The sequence below is a fragment of the Roseococcus sp. GW821-FHT12F05 genome (genome assembly GCF_058806835.1).
On the sequence record NZ_JBXAQB010000013.1, the window covers coordinates 57,935 to 72,795 of the forward strand.

16 protein-coding genes are annotated in these 14,861 nt (G+C 70.8%); 6 read left to right on the forward strand and 10 right to left on the reverse strand.

Translation table 11 applies throughout. The features are described 5' to 3' along the window. Window positions 1-6 precede the first annotated feature (6 nt). Window positions 7-231 carry a ribbon-helix-helix domain-containing protein gene (locus tag AC1ROY_RS25175; protein ID WP_493151660.1) on the forward strand — a complete coding sequence of 75 codons (225 nt, stop codon included), beginning with the start codon at window positions 7-9 and terminating at the stop codon, window positions 229-231. A gap of 3 nt (window positions 232-234) precedes the next feature. Here the strand turns inward: AC1ROY_RS25175 and AC1ROY_RS25180 are convergent, their stop codons facing one another. From AC1ROY_RS25180 to AC1ROY_RS25225, 10 genes are all read right to left on the reverse strand, one after another. Continuing rightward, on the reverse strand, window positions 235-768 hold the full coding sequence (locus AC1ROY_RS25180) for a DUF4167 domain-containing protein (protein ID WP_493151661.1): 534 nt from the start codon (window positions 766-768) through the stop codon (window positions 235-237). A 165-nt stretch (window positions 769-933) separates the two neighbouring features. After that, window positions 934-1,821: a peptide chain release factor N(5)-glutamine methyltransferase gene (gene prmC, locus AC1ROY_RS25185; protein ID WP_493151662.1), complete on the reverse strand. Its 888-nt coding sequence runs from the start codon at window positions 1,819-1,821 to the stop codon at window positions 934-936. A gap of 153 nt (window positions 1,822-1,974) precedes the next feature. Continuing rightward, complete coding sequence (prfA, locus tag AC1ROY_RS25190; protein ID WP_493151663.1) at window positions 1,975-3,027, reverse strand: peptide chain release factor 1; 1,053 nt, start codon at window positions 3,025-3,027, stop codon at window positions 1,975-1,977. Next, window positions 3,024-4,280 (reverse strand): histidine--tRNA ligase, encoded by a 1,257-nt coding sequence (hisS, locus tag AC1ROY_RS25195; protein WP_493151664.1) that lies wholly within the window; start codon window positions 4,278-4,280, stop codon window positions 3,024-3,026. The genes prfA and hisS overlap by 4 nt, the downstream gene beginning before the upstream one ends. 54 nt (window positions 4,281-4,334) lie before the next feature. Next, window positions 4,335-4,733: a type II toxin-antitoxin system VapC family toxin gene (locus AC1ROY_RS25200; RefSeq protein WP_493151665.1), complete on the reverse strand. Its 399-nt coding sequence runs from the start codon at window positions 4,731-4,733 to the stop codon at window positions 4,335-4,337. Then, window positions 4,730-4,978, reverse strand: coding sequence for an AbrB/MazE/SpoVT family DNA-binding domain-containing protein (locus AC1ROY_RS25205; RefSeq protein ID WP_493151666.1), 249 nt, complete (start codon window positions 4,976-4,978; stop codon window positions 4,730-4,732). Before AC1ROY_RS25205 ends, AC1ROY_RS25200 begins: the two co-directional genes overlap by 4 nt. A 69-nt stretch (window positions 4,979-5,047) precedes the next feature. Next, the gene (gene ispG / locus AC1ROY_RS25210; protein ID WP_493151667.1) at window positions 5,048-6,202 is read right to left on the reverse strand and encodes a flavodoxin-dependent (E)-4-hydroxy-3-methylbut-2-enyl-diphosphate synthase; all 1,155 of its coding nucleotides are present in this window, start codon (window positions 6,200-6,202) and stop codon (window positions 5,048-5,050) included. A 76-nt stretch (window positions 6,203-6,278) separates the two neighbouring features. Next, window positions 6,279-7,295 (reverse strand): helix-turn-helix domain-containing protein, encoded by a 1,017-nt coding sequence (locus tag AC1ROY_RS25215; protein ID WP_493151668.1) that lies wholly within the window; start codon window positions 7,293-7,295, stop codon window positions 6,279-6,281. A gap of 93 nt (window positions 7,296-7,388) precedes the next feature. Continuing rightward, window positions 7,389-8,378 carry an NAD(P)H-dependent flavin oxidoreductase gene (locus AC1ROY_RS25220; protein ID WP_493151781.1) on the reverse strand — a complete coding sequence of 330 codons (990 nt, stop codon included), beginning with the start codon at window positions 8,376-8,378 and terminating at the stop codon, window positions 7,389-7,391. A 56-nt stretch (window positions 8,379-8,434) separates the two neighbouring features. After that, the gene (locus AC1ROY_RS25225; RefSeq protein ID WP_493151669.1) at window positions 8,435-9,655 is read right to left on the reverse strand and encodes an aspartate kinase; all 1,221 of its coding nucleotides are present in this window, start codon (window positions 9,653-9,655) and stop codon (window positions 8,435-8,437) included. 62 nt (window positions 9,656-9,717) lie between these two features. On the opposite strand from AC1ROY_RS25225, the gene ubiG reads away from it, so the two are divergent. The 5 genes from ubiG (at window position 9,718) to AC1ROY_RS25250 (ending at window position 14,813) form a co-directional block, all read left to right on the forward strand. Beyond that, on the forward strand, window positions 9,718-10,434 hold the full coding sequence (gene ubiG / locus AC1ROY_RS25230) for a bifunctional 2-polyprenyl-6-hydroxyphenol methylase/3-demethylubiquinol 3-O-methyltransferase UbiG (RefSeq protein ID WP_493151670.1): 717 nt from the start codon (window positions 9,718-9,720) through the stop codon (window positions 10,432-10,434). 207 nt (window positions 10,435-10,641) lie between these two features. Beyond that, a complete protein-coding gene (locus AC1ROY_RS25235) occupies window positions 10,642-11,628 on the forward strand; it encodes a Bug family tripartite tricarboxylate transporter substrate binding protein (RefSeq protein WP_493151671.1) in 987 nt (328 codons plus the stop codon). A 31-nt stretch (window positions 11,629-11,659) separates the two neighbouring features. After that, window positions 11,660-12,904, forward strand: a complete 1,245-nt coding sequence (locus AC1ROY_RS25240) for a metallophosphoesterase family protein (RefSeq protein ID WP_493151672.1) — start codon at window positions 11,660-11,662, stop codon at window positions 12,902-12,904. An 8-nt stretch (window positions 12,905-12,912) separates the two neighbouring features. Beyond that, window positions 12,913-13,890 (forward strand): Bug family tripartite tricarboxylate transporter substrate binding protein, encoded by a 978-nt coding sequence (locus AC1ROY_RS25245; RefSeq protein ID WP_493151673.1) that lies wholly within the window; start codon window positions 12,913-12,915, stop codon window positions 13,888-13,890. A gap of 68 nt (window positions 13,891-13,958) precedes the next feature. Next, window positions 13,959-14,813, forward strand: a complete 855-nt coding sequence (locus tag AC1ROY_RS25250; RefSeq protein ID WP_493151674.1) for a class I SAM-dependent methyltransferase — start codon at window positions 13,959-13,961, stop codon at window positions 14,811-14,813. The last annotated feature ends 48 nt before the right edge of the window (window positions 14,814-14,861 follow it).

Below are 14,861 nucleotides of genomic sequence, written 5' to 3' on the forward strand. Positions count from 1 at the left end.
CCTCAGATGACACGCCATCTGGCCAAGCGCAGCGTGCGCCTCGCGGGCCACGCGACCTCGATCGCGCTGGAGCCGGAATTCTGGGCGGTGCTGGAACAGGCGGCCGCGCGGCGGGGCACCACCCTCGCCGCGCTCATTGCCGAACAGGACGCGGCGCGGGCCGGAGCCGAGGAGCCCCTGGCCAGCCGGCTGCGCGTCTTCGCCCTGAAGGAGGCCTCGGGAGAGGCCTGACCTTTACTGGGCGGGCTCTTCCGGATTCGGCACCGGGCGGCGAAGCTGCGGCATGGGCAGGGTCTCCGCCTCGCCGGCCAGCTCGGCCTCCAGGCTCGGATGGCCATTGGCCTCGCCGGCCTCGCCCTGCTCCTGGTTCGGCCCGCCGTCCTGGCCATAGCCATCCTGGTCGCGGTAGCCGTCGCCCGGCTCGCGGTAGCGGCGGTCCTGCTGGCCCTGGGGCGGAGGCTGCTGCTGCGCCGCGTTCATGGCGCCCAGGATGCGGAAATAATGCTCGGCATGCTGGAAATAACCCTCGGCCGCCACGCGGTCGCCGCCGCCTGTCGCGTCACGCCCGAGCTGGAGATACTTCTCGAAGAGCTGCTGGGCCGTGCCGCGGAGCCGGACATCCGGGCCGCTGGAGTCGAAAACGTGGTTGCGATTGAGGGGCTGATTGCCATTCCCGCCGCCGCCACCGCCGGCGTTGCGATACTGACCGCCACCACCGCCGCCGCCACCACCGCCGCCATGGCGATGGCCACGGCGCATGCGCTTCATGTTCATTCGTTGCTGTGCTTCGCTGTCTTGATGCCGCGCAGGTCTCGTCTCCGCGCGAGCTGTCGGTTGCTTGGCGCCGCCGCCCCCTGAGCTGTCCCCTGGGGGTCTGGTCCCTAGGGCCGTGGCGCCCGTCTGCCGGCCTGAGGCCTTGCTGACACTGGGACTCTAGACGGGATCGGGCGTTCCGCCAACCGGTTTCTGTTGCAGCGCCAATATCAACGCCCGGGTGATCCCGCCGAGGTCCTCGCGCCCGCCCAGGACCCGGAGCCCGGCCGTTTCGGCCAGGGCCGAGACGGCAGGCCCCTGCCCCTCGCCCAGCTCCAGCACGGCGATGCCGTCGGGGGTCAGGAGGTGGGGCAGCTGGCTCAGGATGGCGCGATAGGCGTCGAGCCCGTCAGTGCCCCCATCGAGGGCGGAGGCGGGCTCGTGCCGCGAGACTTCGGGCATCAGCCCGGCGATCGCGCCGCTCCCGATATAGGGAGGGTTGGAGAGGATTGCATCGAAGCGGCCGGAAATCGCGTCCGCCCAATGGCCGGCGAAGAATCTTCCCCGGTTCTCCAGCCCGTTGCGGGCGGCGTTGCGGGCTGCGAGGGCCGCGGCTTCCGGGATCAGGTCGACGCCGGTCCCCTGCGCCTCCGGAAACTCGGCCAGGGCCGCGAGAAGCAGGCAGCCCGTGCCCGTGCCGAGATCCAGGATGCGGCGCGGGGCGACGCCGGACGTGACCAGCGCCTCGATCAGCGCCTCCGAGTCGGCGCGCGGGACGAGGGTCTGCGGGCCGACCTCCAGGTCGAGGGTCCAGAAGCCCGCATGGCCGGTGATCTGCGCCATGGGCTCGCGGGCCGCCCGGCGGTCCAGCGCGGCGCGGAAGCGGTTGGCCGCCTCGGGCGCCACCTCCGCCCGGGGTTCGCGCAGCAGGGCCTCGGTGGTGGAGGCCAGCGCATGGGCCAGGAGCGTCCGCGCCTCACGCCGCGAATCCCCGATCCCGGCCTCGCGCAGCGCCTGGCCGCCCTGGCAGAGCAGGGCGCCGACGGTCACGTTCAAAGCGCCGGTCATGCCGTTCTCGGCGCCAGCCGCGTCGCGGCCGCCAAACCGAGTTGCCGGCCGTGCGTTCCGGTGGCGCGGCGAAGCCAGGCCGCAGAAGGCGGCGCCCGGCGTTTGATGGCACAGAAAAAAAGGCTGGCGCGCGATGCCCTCGAGCGCACGGCGCTAACCTTCCTCCGCCAGCCTGCGCGCCTCGTCCTCGCTGACGAGCGCGTCGAAGATCTCGTCCATCTCGCCCATCATGATGCGGTCGATCTTATGGAGCGTCAGCCCGATGCGGTGATCCGTCACGCGGCCCTGGGGGAAGTTGTAGGTGCGGATGCGCTCGCTGCGGTCGCCGGAGCCGACCTGGCCCCTGCGATCGGCCGCGCGGGCCGAATCCAGCGCCGTGCGCTGCGCGTCGTAGATCTTGGCGCGCAGCATCTTCATGGCCTTGGCCTTGTTCTTGTGCTGGCTCTTCTCCTCCTGCATCGCCACCACGGTGCCCGTCGGGATGTGGGTGATGCGGACGGCGCTGTCCGTCTTGTTGACGTGCTGCCCGCCCGCGCCCTGCGCGCGGTAGGTGTCGATGCGGAGGTCCTTGTCGTCGATCTGGACGTCGACCTCCTCGGCCTCCGGCAGCACGGCGACGGTAACCGTCGAGGTGTGGATGCGGCCCTGCGTCTCGGTCGCGGGCACGCGCTGGACGCGGTGCACGCCGCTCTCGAACTTCAGCCGCGCGAAGACGTCCTTGCCCTCGATCTCCGCCGAGGCGCCCTTGATGCCGCCGAGCTCGTTCTCGTCGTAATCGAGGGTGGTGAAGCGCCAGCCACGGGATTCCGCGTATTTCCGGTAGGCGGCGAAGAGCTCGCCGGCGAAGAGGCCGGCTTCGTCGCCGCCGGCGGCGGGGCGGATCTCCAGGATGGCGCTGCGCGCGTCGGCCTCGTCGCGCGGCAGGAGCATGAGGCGGATCTCGCGCTCCAGCCTGGGCAGGCTCCGCTTCGTCTCGGCGAGCTCTGCCTCGGCCAGCTCTCGCATCTCCGGATCGGCGAGCATCGCCTCGGCCTCCGCCTGGGCCGTCTCCAGCGCGCGGTATTCGCCGACCTTCTCGACCAGCGGCTCCAGCGTCGAGAGCTCCTTGGAGAGCGTGCCGACCTGGGCGCCATCGGCGGTCTCGAGCTGCGCGCGCAGCTCGGCGGCGCGGATCATCACCCGGTCGAGCGAGACGGGCAGGCTCATCCGCGCAGGCGCCCCACGATCTCGGCGAGCGGGACCTCCTCCTGCGTGCCGGCGTCGAGGTCGCGCAGCTGCACCACGCTCTTGGCCGCCTCGGTCTCGCCGATGATGAGGGCGGCGCGGGCGTTCTGCCGGTTGGCACGCTCCATCCGGCGCTTGAGATTGCCGCGATAGCCCATCTCGGCCGCAATGCCGCCGGCGCGCAGCGCCTGGAGGACGACGAGCGCCACCCCCTCCTCGGCTTCCGAGACCGGGATCACGTTCACCAGCCGGTATGCCGGCGGCGTGAGGTCGCCCGCCTCCAGCAGCATGGAGAGCCGCTCGACGCCGGCGGCCCAGCCGACGGAGGGCGTGGCCGGGCCGCCCATTTCCTCGACGAGCCCGTCATAGCGGCCGCCGCCCATCACCGTGCCCTGCGCGCCCAGCCGGTCGGTCACGAATTCGAAGGCGGTGTGGCTGTAGTAGTCGAGGCCGCGGACGATGCGCGGGTTCTCCCGGAACGGCACGCCGAAGCCGTCGAGGTGGCGGCGCAGCGCGTCCCAATGGGCGCGCGCGGCGGGGGTGAGGTAGGCCTCGATGGTCGGCGCGTCGGCCACGAGGCGGCGGTCGGCCTCGTCCTTGCTGTCGATGATGCGCAGCGGATTCTTCTCGAGCCGGCGCTGGCTGTCCTCGCTGAGGGCCTCGCGATGCGCAGAGAAGTGCAGGATGAGCGCGGCGCGATAGGCATCGCGGCTTTCCGCGTCGCCCAGCGTGTTCACCTCCAGCACCGTGCCCTCGGCGATGCCGAGCTCGTTGAGGATGTGCCAGCCGCAGGCGATGACCTCGGCGTCGGCGAGCGGCTCGGCCGCGCCCATCACCTCGATGTCGATCTGGTGGAACTGGCGGTAGCGGCCCTTCTGCGGCCGCTCGTAGCGGAACATGGGGCCGGCGCAGAAGATCTTGCGCGGCAGGTTGGCCTGGGCGAGGCCGTTGCTCACCAGCGCGCGGCAGAGGCCCGCCGTCGCCTCCGGCCGGAGCGTCACGGATTCACCGCCGCGGTCGGTGAAGGTGTACATCTCCTTGCTGACCACATCCGAGGTCTCGCCCAACCCGCGGGCGAAGACGCGCGTGTCCTCGAAGATCGGCGGCGCCCATTCCTCGAAGCCGTAGAGCGCGGAGATCCGGCGCGCGGTCTTGATGACGCGATGATGCCGGCGGAACTCGTCGCCGATGAGGTCACGCAGGCCGCGCGGGGGCTGGAATTTCTGGCTGGACATGGCGTGCGGGGGTAGCCCCGGCGCGGGCGCGGGGCAAGGGTTCAGGGCAGATGGTCAGGGCGAGATGAGCGCGAGCCTCGGGAAATAAGTGCGATAGCGGCGCGGATTGCGGGTGATGAGCGGCGATTCCAGATGGACGGCGTGGGCGCCGATGAAGAAATCCGGCAGCAAGCCGAGGCGGGTGCCGCCCTGGCGGCGATAGTTCAAATGGGCACGGGCGGCGAGGAGAAGGGCTTCCTTCGGTGTGCGTTCCAGCGTCACCCCGATCAGGCTCAGGAAAGCGTCGAGCCGTTCAAGCGTCGCGAAGCCCACCGAGATCTCGGCGTAGGCCACATCGTTGATCAGAAGCGGACCGAAGCCGACCCGCTCCTGCAATCGAGCGCTGGACCATTCGAACCATTCCGACTGCGTCTGGGCGATGTCGAGCAGGACATTGGCGTCGAGAAAGGTCACGCTTCGTCGTCATCGCCGCGCAGAAGGCGCATGATCTCGTCGGTGGATATGCCGGCAAGCTCCGTCGCCGCGCCACGCGCCCTGCGAAGGCGTTCGGCATAGTCGCTATCCGGGGATGGCGCCTTGCGCATGGCCACGCGCCCATCCGGCAGCGCTTCGAATTCCACGCGGCTGCCCGGCTTGAGGCCCAGACGATCCCGCATAGGCTTCGGGATGGTGACCTGCCCTTTCACGGTGACGGGCATCCCCACGGTAATACCTCTTAGACAAAAGTATTACCTAGACTTTCCGAGACGCGAATTCAAGCGCGGCGGTCACTCCGCCGCCATGGTCGCCTGCTTCTCCGCGGCCTCGGCCGCCTTCTGCGCGTCCGCCTCGGCCTGAAGCTTCGCCGCCCGGGCCTCCACCAGGCCCACCAGGTGATCCACCATGGCGTCCGTGTCGGTCGTATGGTCCTGCTTGCCGGTCGAGTAGACCATGTGCCGCCCCGCGCCGCCGCCGGTCAGGCCGATATCGGTCATCAGTGCCTCGCCCGGCCCGTTCACCACGCAGCCGATGATGGAGAGGCTGATCGGCTGCACCACATGGGCCAGCCGCTCCTCCAGCTTCTCCACCGTGCGGATCACGTCGAAGCCCTGCCGCGCGCAGGAGGGGCAGGAGATGATCTTCACGCCGCGGTGCCGCAGGTGCAGCGACTTCAGGATGTCCCAGCCGACCGCGACCTCCTCGGCCGGCTCGGCCGAGAGCGAGACACGCATCGTGTCGCCGATGCCGGCCCAGAGCAGGGAGCCCAGCCCCACGGCCGACTTCACCGTGCCCGTGCGCTTGCCGCCCGCCTCGGTGATGCCGATGTGCAGCGGATGGTCGCAGGCGTCCGCCAGCTGCTGATAGGCGGCGACGGCGAGGAAGACGTCCGACGCCTTCACGCTGATCTTGAACTCGTGGAAGTCGTTCTGGAGCAGGTGGTCGGCGTGCCACAGCGCGCTCTCGACCAGGGCCTCCGGGTTGGGCTCGCCGTACTTCTCCAGCAGGTGCTTCTCCAGCGAGCCGGCGTTCACGCCGATGCGGATGGAGCAGCCGTAGTCCTTGGCCGCCTTCACGACCTCCTTCACCCGCTCGGCCGAGCCGATATTGCCGGGGTTGATGCGCAGGCAGGCCGCGCCGGCCTTCGCCGCCTCGATGGCGCGGCGGTAATGGAAGTGGATGTCGGCGACGATGGGGACGTTCACCTCGCGCACGATCTCCGCCAGCGCCCTGGTGCTGTCCTCGTCCGGGCAGCTCACGCGGACGATGTCCACGCCGGCCACCTCGGAGAGGCGGATCTGCGCGATCGTCGCCGCAGCGTCCGAGGTCAGCGTGTTGGTCATGGTCTGGACGGAGACCGGCGCGTCGCCGCCGACCAGCACCTTGCCCACCCGGATCTGGCGCGACTTGCGGCGGTCGATGTGCTGGTAAGGCCGATAGCTCATGCGGTCCTCGGAATCCCGTTTCGCCCCCAATATAGGCCCCTGGCAGCCGATGCCAAAGGGCGTTGGGAGCCGCCCGCTATTGCGCGGGACGCGGGACCGTCGGGTTGGCCCTCGCGGGGGCGGGCGGCTGCGCCGCCGGGGTGGGCGCGTTCGCGGCCGGGGGCGTCGCGGCCGGGCGGAGATGCGCCACGGTCAGCGGCATGTCCCGCCGGACGCCGCGCAGCTCGGAGAAGACCGGCGAGGGGGTGCCCTCGACCAGGATGTCCATCGCCTGGGCATTGCCGGTGGACAGCACCAGCCCGTCGCGATTGGGGACCGCGAAGGTCTCGCCGGCCCGCATGGTCCGGGCGAGGAGCTGCTGGTTGTTCCTGGTGTCGCGCACCTGGGTCCAGACGTCGGCCTTGGCGCGAATGGTGATGCGCGACTGGTCGGCGCTCGGCGCGGGCGCCGGGGCGGCGGGCGTCACGACCGGCGGCGGAATCTGGACCGGGACCGGCGTCGGGACAGGCAGCGGCGGCATGCCGGGGGTCGTCGCCTGCGGCGCGGCCGCAGTGGTGGACGGGGCGCCCGGCGCCGCGGGCGTGTTCGCGGCGGGCGCCGGCGTGGCGGGCCGGAGGGCCTCGCCGCTGCGGGCCGCCGTCTCGAGCCGAGCCGGCACGGGCGGGACGGCGTCCACGCTGCGGTTGCGCGTGCCGGTCCAGTTGTACCAGGCGACATAGGCGCCGATGGCGATCACGGCGCCCACCAGGACCACCACGCCGGCCGGAAAACCGCGCTCGGGCACCGGCTCCGGGAAGACGAGATCGGCCTTGCGGGTGGCGCCGGAGACAGCGTCGCGCAGCCGGCGCACCATGTCGCCGGGGTCGAGGCCGAGGAAGCCGGAATAGTTCCGCACGAATCCAATGGCATAGGCGGGGGACGGCAGGTCCTTCACTCGCCCTTCCTCGAGCGCCACCAGATAGACCCGGCGGATGCGCAGCTGGGCGGCCACATCCTCGATCGCAAGACCGAGGGCGAGGCGCGCATCGCGCAGTTCCTCACCGAGCCGGGCGGCGTCCACCGCGGGGGCCTCCTGGGGGCGGAAGCGTTTCATGTCGTCGAACACGGGGCCATGGTTAGACCGTCCAGGCCGGGGGCAAAAGACCCGAAAAGGGCGTCCGTGCGAATCTTCATGCGGGCCAAATCTTCAGGTGGATTTGTGGCGGGCGGCCCAGGCCGCGGCCGCCTGGCCCACCAGCTCGGCCACGATCTCGGCCGCCGGCTGCTCGCGCGTGACCATCCCGACGCTCTGCCCCGCCATGAGGGAGCCGTTCTCCACGTCGCCGTCGATCACGGCACGGCGGAGCGCGCCGGCCCAGAAATGCTCGATGTCGAGCTGGGCCGCCTCCTTGGTCAGCTCGCCCGCCTGGAAGCGCTTCAGCACGGCGGCCTGGTGCTCCATGAAGCGCTTGGTGCCGGCGTTCTGGAGCGCGCGGACAGGGATGACCGGGAAGCGCTCGTCGATCTGCACCGTGGGCAGTGCGTCGCGCGCGGCACCGCGGAGGAAGGCCTTCTTGAAGTTAGGGTGGGCGATGCACTCGGTCGCGCAGACGAAGCGCGTGCCGAGCTGCGCGCCGGCCGCCCCCATCTCCAGGTAGGAGAGGATGGCCTCCCCTCGCCCGATGCCGCCGGCCACGAAGACCGGCACTTCCGTGATGTGCGGCAGGATCTCCTGCGCCAGCACGTTGAGGCTGACGGGGCCGATATGCCCGCCCGCCTCGCTGCCTTCGATGACCAGTGCGTCGGCGCCGGAGCGGATCAGCTTTTTCGCAAGCGCCAGCGCCGGGGCGAAGCAGACGATCTTCGCACCGCCCTCCTTGGCGCGCTTGATCGCCGCGCCTGGCGGGATGCCGCCGGCGAAGACGATGTGCGTGACGCCATGGCTCAGGCACGTGTCCACGAGCTGCTCCAGCCGCGGATGCATGGTGATCAGGTTCACGCCGAAGGGTTTTTGCGTGAGCGCCTTGGTGCCGGCGATCTCCTGATCGAGGCGATCCGGCTCCATCGCCCCGCAGGCGATCACGCCGAAGGCGCCGGCATTGGAGATCGCGGCCACGAGGTGCCGCTCGCTCACCCAGGACATGGCGCCGGCGAGCAGCGCGTAGCGCGTGCCCAGGAAGGCCGCGCCCCGGGCCATCAGCCGGTCGACCTCCGCGAAAGCGCCTTCTGGGATGACGGGAGGGGCTGCGTCCGTCACGCCGCGTCCAGCCCGTAGGCCGTGTGCAGCGCGCGCACGGCCAGCTCGGTGTAGTCGGCCGCCACCAGCACGCTCACCTTGATCTCCGAGGTCGAGATCACCTGGATGTTGATCCCCTTCTCGGACAGCGCCTTGAACATCGTCGAGGCCACGCCTGCATGGGTGCGCATGCCGATGCCGACGACACTGATCTTGGTCACATCGGGATCGGCGATGAGCGAGCCGTAGTTCAGCTCCTCCTTCGCCTTCTCCAGGATGTCGCGCGCCCGCGGCAGGTCGGCGCGGCCGACCGTGAAGGTCATGTCCGTGTTGCCGTCCTCGCCGATGTTCTGGACGATCATGTCCACGTTGACGTTGGCGTCCGACAGCGGCCCGAAGATCCGGGCGGCCACGCCCGGCCGGTCCGGCACGCGGCGGAGCGTGACCTTCGCCTCGTCCCTCGAATAGGCGATGCCGGAAACGATCGGCTTCTCCATGATCTCGTCCTCATCCACGACCAGGGAGCCTGGCTTATCCTCGAAACTGGAAAGAACCTGCACCCGCACATTCGCCTTCATGGCGAGCTCGACGGAGCGGGTCTGCAGCACCTTGGCACCAACGGAGGCCAGCTCCAGCATCTCTTCGTAGGAGATGCGGTCCAGCTTGCGGGCCTTGGGCACGATGCGCGGATCGGTCGTGTAGATGCCGTCCACATCGGTGTAGATGTCGCAGCGGTCGGCATGCAGCGCCGCCGCCAGGGCCACGGCGGAGAGGTCCGAGCCGCCACGGCCGAGGGTGGTCACCCGGTTGCGGTTGGGCTCCAGCCCCTGGAAGCCGGCGACCACGGGCACCTGGCCCTGCTCCATCCGCTTGATGAGCTCGTCGCCGACGATGCGGTCCACGCGGGCCTTGCCATGAGCGTTGTCGGTCAGGATCGGGACCTGCCAGCCCTGCCAGGAGCGCGCCTCGACGCCGATCGCCTGCAGCGCGATGGCGGTGAGGCCGATGGTCACCTGCTCGCCGGTCGCGACCACCACGTCGTATTCCCGCGCGTCGTGCAGCGGCGAGAGATCCTGGCACCATTTGACCAGCTGGTTCGTCGTCCCCGACATGGCCGAGACCACCACGGCCACCTGGTGGCCGGCATCGACCTCGCGCTTCACGCGGGCCGCGACGTTGCGGATCCGGTCCAGATCGGCGACGGAGGTGCCGCCGAACTTCATGACGATACGGGACATCGTGGTTCCTGGCCCCGTTTGCGGGCCTTGCGGTGGGAGTGGGGGCGCGTCAGATACCGGGCATGACGCAGATGGGCAACACGGCCGGCTCCGCGGATGCGGCGGAAATCGCCAAGTTCGACGCGCTGGCGGGCGATTGGTGGAACCCGCGGGGCCCCATGGCGCCACTCCACGCGATGAATCCGGTGCGGATGGCATGGATCGCCGGGCGGCTCGGGCCACTGGAGGGGCTGCGGATCCTGGATGTGGGCTGCGGCGCCGGGCTGTCCTCGGAATGGCTGGCGCGGCGCCAAGCCGCCGTCACGGGCCTGGATGCGGCGGGCGCGGCGCTGGAGGCGGCACGGGCGCATGCGGCAGGCTCCGGCGTGGCGGTGGACTACCGCGAGGGGACGCCCGAAAGCCTGGAGGAAGGCGGCTTCGACGCCGTGATCGCGCTGGAGGTGATCGAGCATGTGCCCGTCGCCGAGCGCCCGGCCTTCTGCGCGGCCCTGGCCCGGCTGGTGCGGCCGGGCGGCTGGGTGGTCCTTTCCACGCTCAACCGGACGCGGCGCTCCTGGCTCTTCGCCATCCTCGGCGCCGAGCGGCTGCTGCGCTGGCTGCCCGTGGGCACGCATGACTGGAAGCTGTTCCTCGCCCCCTCCGAGCTGGGTGCGCTGCTGCGCGGGGCCGGGCTCGCGGTGACGGACACGGCCGGGATGGTGCCCGGCGCGCTTGGCGACTTCCGCATCTCACGCGACATGGCCGTGAACTACCTGATGGCCGCGCGCCGGCCGGCCTGACCCGCCCTCAGCGCAGGCCGAAGAAGCTCAGCACGGCCACCACGACCACGACGAGCCCCACGATATAAATGATGCTGTTCATCCCGCTTCTCCTGTGTCCGGCAAGGGAACACGCAGAGCCCGCGCAGGTTTCCACGAATGGACAGGTTCGGGAGCGGGCCACATAATTTCCGTCATGCCGGACACACGGCACGAGGAAACGATCCGATGATCCTGAAGAAGCGCCAGCTCCTGCCGGCTGCGGCGGGGCTCGCCCTGCCCGCATTCACCGCGCCCGTCCTGGCCCAGAGCGCCTATCCCAATGCCGGCCTCCGCCTCGTCGTCCCCTTCGCGCCGGGTGGCGGCGCCGACACCTTCGCGCGCCTCTTCGCCGACCGGCTCGGCCGGGCGCTGCGCCAGCCCATCGTGGTCGAGAACCGCGGCGGCGCGGGCGGGCTGATCGCGGCCGGCGAGGTCTCGCGGGCCCGGCCGGACGGATACACCCTCATCTTCCACAGCCCCACCTCCGGCATCACCGGGCCGCTCGCCCGCAACCCGCCGCCCTTCGATCCCGTGACCGGCTTCGCGCCCGTCTCGATCCTGACCGTCTCACCGCTGGCGCTGGCCGTGGGCAACCACCTGCGCGTGAACAGCCTCACCGAGCTGGTGGCGCGCATCCGCGAGGCGCCGGGGCGGGTCAACTACGGCAGCTCGGGCATCGGCGGCGCGCCGCACCTCTCGGTCGAGCTGCTGCGGATGAGGGCGGGCAACCTCGACATGGTGCATGTCCCCTATCGCGGCGGGGCGCCGGCGCTGCAGGACATCGTGGCCGGAAACCTGGCCTTCATGGTGGACACCTTCCCCCTGCTGATCCCGCAGCACCGCGACGGCCGCGTGAAGATCGTCTCCGTCTTCGGCACGGACCGCGTGGCGGCGCTGCCGGAGGTCCCGACCGCGAAGGAGGAGGGCTTCGATGTGGTGGCGCGCATCGTCTACTACCTCTCCGCCCCGCCCGGCACGCCGGAGGACCGGCTGCAGGTCCTCGCCGCGGCCTCGCGCCAGGTGATGGCGAGCCCGGAGATGGCGCGGGACCTGGAGCCCATCGCCTTCCTGCCGGTGACGGATTCCAGGCCGGAGGCGGCCTCGCGCTTCATCGCGGCGGAGGCGGCGCTGTGGGGGCCGGTGATCCGGGCGGCGAACATCTCGGTGGAGTGACGCGCGGAGCAAGCGCCGCTATCGCGGCACCATGCTCAAGATCCTCCAGGTCACCGACTTCCACCTGCGCCACGCCCTGGCGGGCCATAACGGCCATGTGCACCGCCTCTCGCGCCATGTGCCGAAGCTGCTGGAGGCGCTGGCGCCGCGCATCCGCGACGAGGCGCCCGACCTCGTCGCCGTCACCGGCGACCTGTTGGACGTGCCGCACGCGCTGCTCGACGGCGACAGGACCTACGACCTCAAGACCATCGTGCAGCAGTCGTTGGCCGATTACGGGCTGGTGCGACGCTGGCTGGAAGGGCTCGGCCGGCCCTGGATGGTGCTGCCCGGCAACCATGACTATGGCCCGGCCTTCGACGTCGCCTTCGGCACTTCGCCGGAGGTGATGCAGTTCGGCAAGTTCGCGGTCCATGCCTTCCGCGACTGGGAGCAGGCCGGCAACCAGGCGCTGCGGATTGGCCCCTCACGCGCCCGCTTCGAGCATCTCCTTGAAAACGCCACGGAAATGTCGCGGGAGGTTCATCTCCAGCACTTCGTCGTCCGCCCGTATGTCGATTACAACTATCCCCTCCTCTACGGAGATTCGGATGACATCGCCGCCCGCGCGGCCCAGGCGCCCGGACGCCGGTTGCTGCTCTCGGGGCACTGGCATGGCGGGACGCCCATGGTGACGATCGGCCACGCGCAATCGGCCGTCTGCCCGGCCTTTTGCGAGCCCCCTCACCCCTACCGCGTCTTCGAGATCGCCGCCGACGGCGCCGTCGCCATGCGGGAGGAGGAGCTGGGCCGTTCCTTCGCGCCGGATCGGCACCTGGTCCTGATCGACCGCGCGGGGCTGCTGACCCATCCCGGCGGCTTCGCGCTCCGCGAGGACGCGGCGGCGATCCTGGACGGGCTTTCCGCGAGTGCGTATGTCGCCATCGCCTCGGCCTGGCACGAGCCCGAGAGCACGGCCGCCACCTGGCGCGGCGTGCAGCACCTGCACGACGCCTTCTTCGAAGCCTTCGGCGCCTCGAAGAACCAGGCGGATGCCCTCTGCATCTACCTGCCCGCCGAGGGTGCCGGCGGCAGAAAACTGCCGGCCGAGCGGATCACCACCGAAGCCGACCTGATCGAGCGGATGGCCGAGCTCTTCGGCGTCGCGCCCGGCAAGGTCACCTTCCTGACCACGAACGCGGCGCGGCGCGCCATCGCCCGGCAGTCCGGCGCGCGCTGCCCGGACCTCCACGGCGCCGAGCCGTCCGCCACCGAAATCCTTGCCGCTGCTTCATAGGACACGCCATGCCCCCGTACATCGTCCCGCGCCGCGCTCTCCTCGGCGCCGCCGCCCTCGCCGCGCCCAGCCTCGCTCTCGCGCAATCCTGGCCGAGCCGGGCGATCGCGCTGGTGGTCGGCTATCCGCCGGGCGGGCAGACCGACTTCGCCGCGCGCATCGTGCAGCCCGGGCTGAGCCGCGCCCTCGGCCAGCCGGTGGTCATCGAGAACCGCGGCGGCGCTGGCGGCAATATCGGCACCGAGGCCGTCATCCGCGCCCGGCCCGACGGCCACACGCTGCTCGCCTCCAACTCCAGCCCGATGGTCATCAACCCGCACACCTTCCCGGCGGCGGGCTTCAACCCGCTCGACCTCGTCAGCATCGGCATGATCCTGGACGCGCCGCTGGCCTTCTGCGTGCATCCCTCGATCCCCGCCCGCAACGCGCGCGAGTTCGAGGCTTGGCTCAAGGCCCAGCCGGCCATGATCGACTACGGCATTCCCGCCTCGGGCAGCCTGCCGCATCTCGCCATGGAGATGTTCCGCGAGCGCCTGCGGCTGCCGGAGATGCAGTCCATTCCCTATCGGGGGAGCGGGCCGGCCCTGCAGGATTTCATCGCCGGCCGCTTCCCGATCATGACGGACTCGCTGTCGGTGATGGCGCCGGCGCTGAACGGCGGCCAGGCGCGCGGCATCCTGATGTCGAGCGAGGCCCGCGTGCCCGCCTTCCCGGACGTGCCCACCGGCGGCGAGCAGGGCATCGCGGATTTCGTCGTCGGCGCCTGGACGGGAATCTCCGCTCCATCAGGCACGCCGGCCGAGGTCGTGCGCAGGGTCAACGCCGCGCTGAACGAGGTGCTGGCCGATGCCACGGTGCGCGAGCGCATCACCGCGCAGGGCGCCGTGGTCGGCGGCGGCACGGCCGAGGCCTTCGACGCCCGCGTCCGCGCGGACCATGCGCGCTTCGGCGCGGTGGCGCGCGCGAACAACATCACGAGCGGCTGAGCACCACGTAACAACACCGATTGCCGTCGTCGCGCACCGTCCATAGGGTCCCGCCGGAGGAGAAGTTCATGCAGGACGGAAAGGCGAGCGCCACGGCGCTGCGGGTCGCGGAGCAGCGCGCGGCGCATCAGCTCTTCGATACGCCGGTCGTCTTCCGCGACCCGCTCGCCCTGCCGATCCTCGGCGCCGGGGCCGAGGCCGGATTGCGCGCGAAAGAGGCCGGGTTCCGGACGCCCTTCGCCCTCGCCTTCCGCGGCGGCGTGGTCGCGCGCAGCCGCTATTGCGAGGACCGGCTCGCCGATTCCGTCGCGCGGGGCGTGCGCCAGATCGTCCTGCTCGGGGCCGGGCTCGACACGCTGGCCTATCGCAGCAGCTGGCCGTCCGACGTGAAGGTCTTCGAAGTCGACCATCCGGCGACGCAGGCCTGGAAGAAGGAGCAGCTGGCGGCCGCGGGCATCGCCATGCCGGCTTCCCTCGCCTTCGTGCCCATCGACTTCGAGCGTACGACGCTGACGGAAGGGCTGCGCGCGGGCCAGGTCGATCCGGCCAAGCCCACCTTCTTCTCCTGGCTCGGCGTGGCCTATTACCTGCCGGCCGGGACGGTGCTCGAGACGCTGCGCCAGATCGGCGCCTGGGCGCCGGGCAGCGAGGTCGTCTTCGACTATTTCGAGCCCACCCAGAACTACGCCGCCGCGGACCGGCCGGGCTTCACCTCGCTGGGCAAGGAAGTGGCCGCGGGCGGCGAGCCCTGGAAGAGCTATTTTGCCCCGGCGGAGATGGCGGAGAACCTCCGCTCCCTCGGCTTCGGCGAGATCGAGGACCTCGACAGCGCGGCGATGGCCGCGCGCCATTTCGCCGGCCGCGCCGACGGGCTCGCCCCCGCCGGGCCGATCCATTTCCTGGGCGCCCGGTTATCCTCATAATTTTATAGCGACCCCGTTCCCTTCCGTGCCGAACGGATGTGAACTCGC